Origin of the sequence: Zoogloea sp. LCSB751, assembly GCF_002028455.1 — a bacterium.
GTDB lineage: Bacteria > Pseudomonadota > Gammaproteobacteria > Burkholderiales > Rhodocyclaceae > Zoogloea.
The window spans coordinates 36,584-47,812 of the sequence record NZ_MWUM01000007.1 but is presented as its reverse complement, the minus strand read 5'-3'; the positions used below and the strand labels follow the sequence as shown (position 1 = coordinate 47,812).

Genomic DNA, 11,229 nt, shown 5'->3' with positions numbered 1-11,229 from the left:
GGCGTGTGCCATTGCACACCGTTGCCGAAATCCGCACGGGGCTGGCGAAAGGAAAACAAGGACTTATTGATCCTGTGGAGTTGCCGTATCTGCGAGTCGCAAATGTCCAAGACGGTCACTTCAATCTGGACGAGATTAAGACGATTCAGGTCGAGCGAAGTGCCGTAGCCAGATACTCGTTGCAGCCCGGCGATGTCTTGATGACCGAGGGCGGTGACTTCGACAAGCTGGGGCGTGGGGCCGTTTGGCAAGCTCCCATTGTACCCTGTTTGCACCAGAATCATGTTTTCGCAGTGCGCCCAAACCCAGGGATTCTTGACTCCACATTTCTTGCCGCTCTTTCCTCTAGCCGGTACGGTCGAACCTATTTTGAAAGTTGCGCAAAGCGAAGTACCAACTTGGCGAGCATCAACTCTTCCCAGTTGAAAGACTTTCCGGCGCTGCTGCCACCCTATGCAGAGCAGTTAGGCATCGCCCGAGTGCTGAACGTTTGGGATGATGCGATTGCTACAACCGAAAGGCTTCTCGCTAGCATCCGCAAGCAGAAGCAGTCGTTGATCGGCCATGTCCTGATGCCCGTCCCTCTCGGCAATGGAAAACGCACCGCAGGCGATGCCTTTCCCCCTTCTGTTCAGCCAGGCATTCCTCACTTGCCGCCAACCCCGGAGGGCTGGTCCAAGACCACATTGGGCGCCCATCTGAAAGAAGTCGTTCGTCCTGCAAGCCTTGATCCAGCCATGGTCTATCGACTGGTCACCGTTCGTCGGTCACGTGGTGGTGTCGATGAGCGCTGCGAATTGCCGGGGTCGGAAATCAAGACGCCCACTCAGTTGTACGTCAAGGCAGGAGACTTTCTTATCTCCAAGCGCCAGATTGTTCATGGCGCATGCGGCATCGTTCCGTCAGATCTGGACGGTGCCATCGTCTCCAACGAGTACGCCGTTCTGAACACCCATGGCGATCTTGATCCGCGCTTCCTGCGCTACCTGTCTGAAACCACCTATTTCCAGCAAACGTGCTTTCACTCAAGCAGCGGCGTGCACATCGAGAAGATGCTGTTTCGTCTCGACAAATGGTTGAAATGGCCCCTCAATTTGCCGCCGTTGGATGAGCAGCAGTGCATCGTGGCCATCCTTGATGCTGCAAGCGAAGAGGAGACGACAATTCAGCAACAGTTAGATTTGCTTAGGGAAGAAAAACGCGCCCTCATTGCCGACCTGCTGACCGGCAAACGTCGCGTCCGTGTGCCCGATACCACGGCAGAACCGGAGGCTGCATGAGCGCCCTCCCCCAAACCCGCGAGCAATACAGCGCCCATATCCCGGCGTTGCATCTGCTGATCAATCTGGGCTGGCATTTCTTGAGCACGGCCCAGGCGCTGGCCTTGCGTGGCAGCACACGGGAAGTCATCCTCAAGACGCGCCTCATCGAAGTGCTGCAAACCCGGCGCTTCGACTACAAGGGCGAATGGTTCCCGCTCTCGCCCAGCGGCATCGACCAGATCCTGCGCCAAGTGCAGGCGGTGAACCTGACCGAGGGTCTGTTATCAGCCAACGAGCGCGTCTACCAGATGCTCACACTGGGCGTGACCATCACCGAGTTCATGCCCGATGGCAAGAAGCACCAGCCAACCATTGCCCTCATCGATTGGCACGACGCAGCTGCCAACCGCTGGGACGTAACCGAAGAGTTGGAGGTGCTGTCTACCCATGGCACGCACCACCGTGTGCCTGATGTGGTGGCCTATGTGAACGGCTTGCCTTTGGTGGTACTAGAGGCCAAACGCCCCGATGCCACGCATGTGGGCCAAGCGATGGTCGATGAAGGTATCAGCCAGCAGTTGCGCAACCAGCGGCCTGACGAGATTCCGCAGCTCTTTGCCTACGCCCAGTTGCTATTGGCCGTGAGCCACACCGAAGGGCGCTATGGCACCACCGGCACGCCCATGAAGTTCTGGGCGCGCTGGCGTGAAGAGCAGTTTGGTGACACGCAACTGAGCGAATGGAAGAACCGGCCACTCAGCACCGATGCGGAGACTGCATTGCTGGCCGGCAAGCCAGCCAAGCTTCAAACCTACTTCCGCCAACTGTGGGCGCAGCCGCTGCTCCCGACCGATCAAGACCGCCTGCTTGCTGCCTTGCTGTACCCGCAGCGCTTGTTGGAGTACCTGCGGCTGTTCGTCTTGTTTGATCGCAAGGCGGGCAAGGTGGTGGCCCGCTACCAGCAGTTTTTTGGCATTCGGGCCTTGCTGGAGCGCATCAACCAGCGCAAGCCAGATGGCGGGCGCGAAGGCGGTGTGGTGTGGCACACCACGGGCTCGGGCAAGAGCTTTACCATGGTCTTCCTGACCAAAGCACTGGTGTTGCACCAGAACACCCAGGCTTGCCGCGTGGTGGTGGTGACCGATCGGCTGGACTTGGAAGACCAACTGGCGCGCAACTTCCTGAACAGCGGTGCCTTCGGCTCGGCAGTTGCGACCAAGAAGGACGGCGAGAAAGCCAAGGTGGGCTCGGGCCGCGAACTGGCCAAGCGCATTGGTCAGGGTTCTGAGCGCATCATCTTCACCCTGATCCACAAGTTCGCAACCGCCTCGAAGCTGCCCGAGTGCTACAACCCGTCGGCAGATATGATCGTGCTGGTGGACGAAGGCCACCGCAGCCACGGCGGCGAAACCCACGAGCGCATGCGCAGGGCTTTACCGCGCGCGGCCTACGTGGCTTTCACGGGCACGCCCCTGCTGAAGAAGGACAAGACCGCCAACAAGTTCGGCCCTATCGTGCATGCTTACACCATGCAGCGTGCCGTGGAAGATGGCACCGTGGCACCGCTGCTGTACGAAGAGCGAGTGCCAGAGTTGGCGATCAATGATGAGGCCGTCAACCGATGGTTTGATCGCATCACGGCGGGTCTGAGCCCCGAGCAGGCGGCCGACCTGAAGCGAAAGTTCGCCAACAAGCAAGCCGTCTATGGCGCCGCGAACCGCATCGAGCTCATCGCCTGGGACATCGCCCAACATTTCAACGAGAACATCAAGAAGCTTGGGCAAGGCCTCAAAGGTCAGGTGGCCACGGCCAGCAAGCTGGAAGCCATTCGCTACAAGCAGTACCTTGACGACACGGGGCTAGTGAGCAGCGCCGTCATCATTTCCGCCCCGGACAGCCGCGAAGGCAACACCGAGGTTGATGAGAGCAAGCTGCCCGAGGTTCAGAAGTGGTGGAACACCCATGTTGGTAAGAACGCCGAGGCCTACGAGGAGCGGGTGCTGCAGGACTTCGGCAGCGACGGCGAGCCGGACTTGCTCATTGTGGTGGACCGACTGCTGACCGGCTTCGACGAACCGCGCAACACGGTACTCTATATCGACAAGCCGCTTAAGGAGCACAACCTCATCCAGGCCGTGGCGCGTGTTAACCGCTTGCATGAGGCCAAGCGCTACGGCGTGCTAGTGGATTACCGCGGCATCCTCAAGGAGTTGGATACGGCAGTGAGGGCCTATCAAGACCTTGAGGCCCGCACTCAGGGCGGCTATGAACTGGCCGACATTGAGGGGCTGTATCACCAGATCAGCACTGAGTACAAACGGCTGCCTAGCCTACACGACACCCTGTGGACCATCTTTGCCGAGGTGAAGAACAAGCAGGACCTGGAGCAGTACCGGCAAGTCTTGATGCCGCGCTACGCGGAAGACGATGAGGGTCAGACCTACGACACGCGCCAGAAGGTACGCGACGACTTCTATGGCGCGCTGACGGCTTTCGGCCTGTGTCTGCAGACCGCACTGTCATCGCGCAGCTTCTTCGAGGACCATAGCTTTTCGGATGCCGATGTGCAGCGCTACAAGGAGGATCTACGCTTTTTCGCCAGTCTGCGTACGATCGCACGACAGGATGCGTTGGAGACAGTGGACTACAGCGTTTACGAAGAGCAAATCCGACGCCTCGTGGACAAGCAGGTGATCGGTAGCCAGGTACGCGAGCCTGAGGGTGTCTATGTCGTCCACCAGCTTGGCCAGCCAGAAGAAACCGAACAATGGAGCGAGGAGAAGACGCGCAACGAGACGGACATGATCCGCACGCGTCTGAAGAAGACCATTGAGCAGGATCTGGCCGACGACCCCTATGCACAAAAGGTGTTCGCCGACCTGCTAAAGCAGGCGATCGCCGAGGCCGAGGCAATGTTCGACCACCCAATCAAGCAGTATGCCCTGTTCAAGGAGTTCGAAGAGAAGGTCGAAGCGAGAGATGTGGAAGGCGTACCGGACAGCTTCGGCGACAACAAGCACGCGCGTGCCTACTTTGGTATCTGCCGCATGGTATTGGGCGAAGACAGCTTTAAAGCTCTGAACCCTGGCTCCCTGGTGAAGGAAGCAGAGGGCATCGACGATGTGGTAAAGCAAGCCGTAGCGGAAAACTCCCTGAATCCCCAGAACATCGAGGCGGCCATCCGGAAAGCTTTACTGCCTAAACTGTTCAGCCTGATGGGATTAGACAAAGCAAAAGAGGTAATAGACCAGGTGATCCAGGTCATGCGGATTGGCCTCGCGCGTGGCAGTCTCTGACGTGGAAACGCAATCCATCATCTATGGTGACGAGCGGATCGGATTCACTGTCCGCTTTTTGCCACGCCCACAGCGCTGCGTTGCTATTCATGTCATGCCTGACGGTGCGGTTTGCGTAGATGCCCCAGAACACAGTGAGCTTACCCAAGTCATTGCGGCCGTCAGACAACGAGCACGGTGGATCTGGTCTCAGTTAGAGGCTCAACGCAAACGGCACCTCCACGTATTGCCGCGCGAGTATGTGAGCGGCGAAACCCATCTCTATCTGGGTCGTCGGCACATTCTGAAGGTTCACCTGGATGAACAGGTGCCGTCTCGAGTGAGGATGTGGAGAGGGCGTCTGGACGTCACAACTCGCAGTCGGGAACCGGTCGCGGTGCGTCGTCTTCTGGAAGACTGGTATCGCATACGGGCTCAAGAAGTATTCGCACAAGTTCTCGCGAGCTTCGCGAAACATACTGCCGAGTCGAAGTCTGCTCCACCTTGGCGCCTCTTGGCGATGCGCACGCAGTGGGGAAGTTGTTCCCCCAAGGGAGAGCTCCTGCTCAATCCGTACCTTGTGAAAGCGCCACGTGCCTGCATCGAATATGTTGTCGCGCATGAGCTGTGTCATCTGATAGAGCACAACCACAGTCCGCGTTTCTATCAACATCTCAGCGCCATGCTGCCAGACTGGCAAGCACGCAAGGACGAACTGGATGGGATGGCAGAATGGCTACTGAACCGGTAGCGTTGGGCGCCGAAATACATGAAAACGTTGTCAACACAACAGAATTTTTCACTTTCACTGTCACAGATGCCAGGATTTTTCATGTTCTGTGGCACAAGGGACGAACGCGATGTCGAAGAAAATGAAAAAAGTCTTTGAAATCAGAGGATCTGATTTCACTTAGTGTGTCATCCGACAAAGGGTTTTTGGGTTACACGGAAAACGCAATCTATGCCAAGGTAAGAAAAAAGCCCCATATAGGGGCTTTTTTCTTGTGTGTGGTGCAGCATTTTTAGGGTGACGAAGTGAGCGACATCAAGCTTTTTAAATATTCGGAGAACGCAGCAAGCGAATTAGCAGGAAAATCTGCTGCTATTGAGAAGACATTGCAAAACCTGATTGAGTCCCAGATGGAGACTTTTCTTGGTGTGCGTTTCTTGGCTACGGAGTACAGCACTGGAAATAAGCATCGGGGGCGCATCGACTCCTTAGGTCTGGATGAGAACGGCTGTCCGGTGATCATTGAGTACAAGCGTCACAGTAATGAAAATGTTATCAATCAGGGTTTGTTTTACCTGGATTGGTTACTCGATCACAAGGCGGATTTTCGCCTGCTTGTCATGGACAAGCTAGATAAGGAGGAAGCCGACAAGATTGAGTGGAGTGGAACACGGCTATTGTGTATTGCAGCCGACTTCACACGTTACGATGAACATGCGGTTGCACAGATCAACCGGAACATTGAACTGATCCGCTATAAGTTGTTTGGGGATGATTTGTTGCTCTTCGAACTGGTCAACGGCTCCAGTGCAGCAAGTACCGCATCGGCTGGCATTACAGAAGATATCCCTGTCGAAACTAAGCCCGCAAAGACGTTGGCAGCCTCAACGCTGGCGATGAAAACCCATGCTGACCAAGTAGCAACGGCATCGCCGGAATTGCTCGCACTGTTCGAGCAGACGCGAAGCTTCATTCTTGTCCAGGGGGACGACATCATCGAAAAACCCCTCAAACTTTACGTCGCCTTCCGTCGCCTGAAAAACTTCGTTTGCATGTCGCTGATCTCCAAACAAGACCCTCATGTTTTTCTGACACTGAAACTTGATCCAGAAACAGTTGATCTGGAAAAGGGCTTTACTCGGGACGTGACCAACATTGGCCATTGGGGAACAGGTGATCTGGAGGTTGTGTTGCGTAAGCCCGCGGATTTTGAAAAGGTGAAGCCACTTATCGAGCGCGCCTATCAGGAAAACTGAGTCTTAATATTTATATGGGTTATTCAGCGTACGCGAGCTGACTCGCCCATAAGGAAGAATACGTTGAACAGAAGGGCGGAATAGTAAATGAACTCCCCTGCCGGCGAATTTCTGCTGTACGAGAGCGACGATGGCCACACCCGCATTGAGTGCCGATTTGTAGAAGATTCGTTGTGGCTCACGCAGGCGCTGATGGCCGAACTCTTCCAGGTGAGGGTGCCGACGATCAACGAGCACCTGAAGACGATCTATGCTGATAGCGAGCTGCAGCCGGAGGCAACTATTAGGAAATTCCTAATAGTTCGTCAGGAAGGTAGCCGGCAGGTAAGCCGTAACCTCGATCACTACAACCTCGATGCCATCCTCGCCGTGGGCTACCGTGTGCGTTCGGTGCGCGGCACGCAGTTCCGCCGCTGGGCAACCGAGAGGCTGCGCGAATACCTCGTCAAGGGCTTTACGCTGGACGACGAGCGCCTGAAGAATCCTCCGGTGGGCTCTTCGAGCGCGCCGGATCGCTTCGACGAGTTGCTCGACCGCATCCGCGACATTCGCGCCAGCGAGCGGCGGATGTATCTGCGCGTGCGCGAGATTTTTGCGATGGCTACGGACTACGTGCCGAGCCTGTCGGTAACCACGCAGTTCTTTCAGACCATCCAGAACAAGCTGCATGTTGCTATCACCGGCATGACGGCGGCGGAGTTGATTCTGGCCCGGGCCGACGCACTGGCGCCGAACATGGGGCTGACGCATACGAAGACCGGGCGTGTGAGCAAGGCCGACGTACGCGTGGCAAAGAATTACCTGTTTGAAGGAGAGATCGAAGAGCTGAACCGCATCGTGACGATGTGGCTGGATTTCGCCGAGGATCAGGCGAAGCGCCGTAAGGCGGTCTTCCTCAAGGACTGGGAGACGAAGCTCGATGACTTCCTGAGGTTCAACGACCGCGAAGTCTTGCAGGATGCGGGCAGTCGATCGCACAAGCAGGCGATGGTGCATGCTGACGTGGAATACGAGCGCTTTGCGGCCCAGCGTCGTGCCCTGCTGGAGGCCGAGGGCAGTATGCACAACGTGCAGATGCTGGAAGACGCCGCCAAAGTGCTGCCGAAACAGGGCAGGAAGGCGCAAAAGTGAGAGAGCTCAGAGCTCTCAATTTAGTACCTCTTTAGTCAAGCTTACAGCGCCCAAGATTACGCCCGTCCATGTCGAACTCCTGGCATCCCCCCGGCACGTAGCGCTTCCCATCAAAGTCGTAGCGTGTCTTGTAGCACTTCACCGCCGTGCAGTTAGTTTCATCGACCGACGCGAAAGATTTGTCTGTCGCCACGACATCGACACGATCCGCACCGCCGTACAGCAAGACTTTATTGCGGTCATCGACGATCCAATAGGAGAACGTGTGCGCTCCAGCCAGTGGCGAGAAGTGCTCGGCCGATGCTCTGATGAATGCATATTTGCCTGGGCACGCTGAACAAATGGCAACGTTTCTTGCGGCGAGAATAGTTCGTTTGTCCCTGATTTCCTTATGCTCTTTGAAATAGTCGCCCAAGAGACTCTTCAGGTCGGCATCAAGAGACCCGAAGATCGAGCGCGCGACTGTGGCACTGGGCAAACTCCAGCCTGATTTTGTGCTGTCGTCAGTTTGTGTCGTCAGGATGGGGTCAGAGGCCTGGGCTCCGATGGAAACAACCAAGGACAACCAAGCGAACTTCGACGTCATTTGAGCGTGCCGCCAGCTGCTTTGTACCAAGCTTCCAGCGTTTCGTACTTGTGCACACCGAACGAAGTCCATTGCTTTCTCGTCAGTAGTACCTTGATGGGGGTTTTGATCTCGCCGTCGACAATGTGTTGGATCATCTTGAAGCTGCGAATGTTGTCGACCGCAATCAAGTCCTGCGTGTGCGGAGAGAAGTCGACCAACCCTTGTGATTTGATCCCATGTTCTGTCCAGCAGGCGCGGTTGATTTGGTAAAGCCCTGCCGCAGTCGTATGGCCGTCTTTGCCCACTCCGGGGTGAGTTGATTCGTCGGAGAAGGTCCAGGCGTCCTTGCCACGAACCCATCCGAATTTGGCGTGATAGTCACCCCCCTCGGCTTTGGCCGTCATTTGCAGAAACGCCTGCACATTCTTGTTCTTCAACAATTCTTCGTTCTGCGCACGCCGCACGGCCTTCTTGTCGATCTTGAGCGTCTTCGGATCGGTATCGCCGGCAGACGTGGTGGTCGCATTGGCTGCAGCCATCAGCGGTACGCGTGAAGAATGATGAGCCCTACGGGCCACACTATTGCTCATTCAAATCCTCCCAATCACCCATCTCGATGCGGATACCCTCGGCGTTGTTCGTATTACCCACCAGGTGGGTGTAGCCTTGGGCATCTGTCACACCGTATTCTGATCGGCCGTCTGCCCGGTGCACCACGTATTCGCAGTGGGCCAAGGGGGTTCCTGTCTCGTCGTCGACCAGACGGAACCAGTCGTTGAACGCCTTGGCCGTTACTGGAACCGATGTGTGACCCGCATGCGCAAGCCACCCTTCTGCACCGGCCATTTGTGCAATCTCATGGCCTTCAAAGCTCATACGGGCGTTGCCAGATAATGCTTTGAGGCGTGGCGGCGTCGGGCATTTGCAAAGACACAGATCCCCGTCCAAGTTCGCTTGTCGGCCGTCTGCTCCTGTATGGGGATGGTAGGGCGGTACGCACTTAGTCACACCCCAACTTTTGCAGGTATCGCAATACACTGGGTCGCCCTCGAAGCAACCATGTTTCCCATCATAGGTTATTGACCACTGCTGAGGATTCGGGCGCACTCTGCCCCCGCCTGGGGTGAGACTGTCTCCCTCACGAACGAACAGACGCCAGTACATATTTATTTCTCTTTCGTTGGGGTTCATTGCTTGCGTCAGCCACACTACAGATTCCGTCATCGAGCATTCGGCGAGCTCTGGATAATCTAATTGACATATTCTACACCCCTCTCCCAGAATCCCCCTCGCACAATTTCGTGCCAATGTCATGAATCGGCAAGCCGAGAAGGAGCAAGAGGATGACCCAGAATGTGATTTCACTGCCGCTGTCCGTTGAGCAGATCGACCTGGTCCAGAAAGCCCTGGAGGTGCTGGAGCAGCAGTTGGCGGTTTTGATTTCCCTGTCGGTGGATCAGCGGCGGGAGCTGAGCAAGATGGGGCCGAAGTCGGAGATGTTTGCGCGCAAGGCGTATGACGTGATCGCCCAGTCTCCGGAGATCCTGCCGGGGACTTTCGATCTCAAGGAGTTTGGCGCGGACATCCAGGCGCTGGATCGCCTGCGTCCGGTGCTGGCCCGTCTGACCGCGCTGACTCAGCGCGGGGAGGACACCGAGATGGCGCTGGGCAGCGACATCTACGCTGCGGCCCTGGAGGCTTACCGTTTTGCCAAGCTCGCGGGCAAGGGCACGGCACTGGATGAACTCCGCGCTCAGGCGTCGACGCGTTTCAAGGGGCAGAGTCGGCGTCGCGATGAAACGGGTGCCGTTCCGGCCTGATGGTCCTTGCTTGCAGGGGAGTGCGCGAGGCCCGGATCGAAACCCGTGTTGCTCTGAGCTTCACGGGTTTCAATTTTTGGTGAGCCAGCTTCCTTCGGACATGAACGGGCTTCCATCAGGGGTGAGCCAGCTCATGTCGCAGCCTCTAGCGCTTCGCTCTGAGGGAAGTGGGCTTCAATCGTGGGATCAAATGCTGAGTTCCGAGGGAAGTGGACTCCCATCGCGGGATCAAATGCTCAGCTCCGAGGGAAGCGAGTTCAAATCCCGGCATCAAGCGTTCGGCTCCGCGCATCGAAGGTTCAAGTCGGAGAGGCGAGAGTCTGTCCAGGTCTGGCGTGTTTTATCCGGTTTTATCTTGTTCAGGATAAAACCGGATAGTTGGGGCGGATCGCCAGTTGGCCGGGATCGCCGCAAATCTTGACCCCCGCTGTAACTCGGGCCGATACTTCACTCGTTACCTAAACAATGGTGACCGGGATTGGAACCCCGGATCGACATAGGCCGATACGATCAGGCCGCGCTGTGCGCGGTTTTTTCTATTGGTGCATGGCTGCGTCCATCCTATGGCGGGCCGTGCGGGGCAGCCGTGAGGCTGGCCGGTTCCTATGTCCCGGTAGTTCCAACCCCGTACGGTTCCGCCGCCCTCATTGGAACGAGAGCGCGGAAATCCATATCGCAGACATAGGAGCTATCACCATGCACCACCGCGAAATGGGCCCACTTGCCCGAACCCTGCTTTACCGTCTCCGTCCGAGCAGTGTCATGCCTGCATGTCATCCGATCGTCATCGGAAGGAGTGTCGCATGAGCACGCCGATGGCGTTTCCTGCAACGGCCGATCCGCTTTACCTGCTCAACGACGAAGTTGGAAATTTGGCGCTCACCGACCAGCTTTCCGCCCGTCAGGCCCAGCTCCAGGCCTTGCTTGCCGTGACTTTCGGCAGTTCGGGCGACGCCTTTCGGCGTCTCAGTCCCACTTACCAAGACAATTACCTGTGGGCCTGCGCGATGATCGCGGAGGAGGTGCAGGAATTGTTCGAGGCCTTGCGGGCGCGGGGGCGCCCTTAGGGGATCAGTTGGGCCAGAGGGCAGGTGTTTCTTGCCGTTGCGTATGTCGTGCTGGTTGGCGTCGTAACGGCACACTTGCTCCACAAAGGGCTGGGACGCTCTGTCAAAATGGGCCTTCCG

General features: G+C 56.9%; 10 protein-coding genes. 7 read left to right on the top strand and 3 right to left on the bottom strand.

The window, feature by feature from the left end; translation table 11 throughout:
* Nucleotides 1–11: 11 nt before the first annotated feature.
* The 5 genes from B4920_RS09905 (at nt 12) to B4920_RS09885 (ending at nt 7,654) form a co-directional block, all read left to right on the top strand.
* A complete protein-coding gene (locus tag B4920_RS09905; RefSeq protein ID WP_161493268.1) occupies nt 12–1,280 on the top strand; it encodes a restriction endonuclease subunit S in 1,269 nt (422 codons plus the stop codon).
* Nucleotides 1,277–4,558, top strand: a complete 3,282-nt coding sequence (locus B4920_RS09900; RefSeq protein WP_079434486.1) for a type I restriction endonuclease subunit R — start codon at nt 1,277–1,279, stop codon at nt 4,556–4,558. Before B4920_RS09905 ends, B4920_RS09900 begins: the two co-directional genes overlap by 4 nt.
* Nucleotide 4,559: 1 nt before the next feature.
* The gene (locus B4920_RS09895; protein WP_088179440.1) at nt 4,560–5,288 is read left to right on the top strand and encodes a M48 family metallopeptidase; all 729 of its coding nucleotides are present in this window, start codon (nt 4,560–4,562) and stop codon (nt 5,286–5,288) included.
* Between the two features lie 284 nt (nt 5,289–5,572).
* Nucleotides 5,573–6,523, top strand: coding sequence for a DUF5655 domain-containing protein (locus tag B4920_RS09890; protein WP_079434485.1), 951 nt, complete (start codon nt 5,573–5,575; stop codon nt 6,521–6,523).
* Nucleotides 6,524–6,610: 87 nt separating this feature from the next.
* Nucleotides 6,611–7,654, top strand: a complete 1,044-nt coding sequence (locus B4920_RS09885) for a virulence RhuM family protein (RefSeq protein WP_079434484.1) — start codon at nt 6,611–6,613, stop codon at nt 7,652–7,654.
* Between the two features lie 31 nt (nt 7,655–7,685).
* Here B4920_RS09885 and B4920_RS09880 read toward each other — a convergent pair whose 3' ends face one another.
* From B4920_RS09880 to B4920_RS09870, 3 genes are read right to left on the bottom strand one after another with little or no spacing between them, the layout of a single operon-like run.
* Complete coding sequence (locus tag B4920_RS09880) at nt 7,686–8,240, bottom strand: hypothetical protein (RefSeq protein ID WP_079434483.1); 555 nt, start codon at nt 8,238–8,240, stop codon at nt 7,686–7,688.
* Nucleotides 8,237–8,812 carry a hypothetical protein gene (locus B4920_RS09875; protein WP_216819820.1) on the bottom strand — a complete coding sequence of 192 codons (576 nt, stop codon included), beginning with the start codon at nt 8,810–8,812 and terminating at the stop codon, nt 8,237–8,239. Before B4920_RS09875 ends, B4920_RS09880 begins: the two co-directional genes overlap by 4 nt.
* Nucleotides 8,802–9,098: a hypothetical protein gene (locus B4920_RS09870; protein ID WP_079434481.1), complete on the bottom strand. Its 297-nt coding sequence runs from the start codon at nt 9,096–9,098 to the stop codon at nt 8,802–8,804. Before B4920_RS09870 ends, B4920_RS09875 begins: the two co-directional genes overlap by 11 nt.
* A gap of 467 nt (nt 9,099–9,565) precedes the next feature.
* Between B4920_RS09870 and B4920_RS09865 the strand changes: the two genes are divergently transcribed.
* Together B4920_RS09865 and B4920_RS09860 are read left to right on the top strand one after the other, a co-directional pair.
* Nucleotides 9,566–10,042, top strand: coding sequence for a hypothetical protein (locus B4920_RS09865; RefSeq protein ID WP_216819819.1), 477 nt, complete (start codon nt 9,566–9,568; stop codon nt 10,040–10,042).
* Between the two features lie 803 nt (nt 10,043–10,845).
* Entirely contained in the window at nt 10,846–11,109 is a 264-nt protein-coding gene (locus B4920_RS09860; protein ID WP_079434479.1) for a hypothetical protein, read from the top strand.
* The last annotated feature ends 120 nt before the right edge of the window (nt 11,110–11,229 follow it).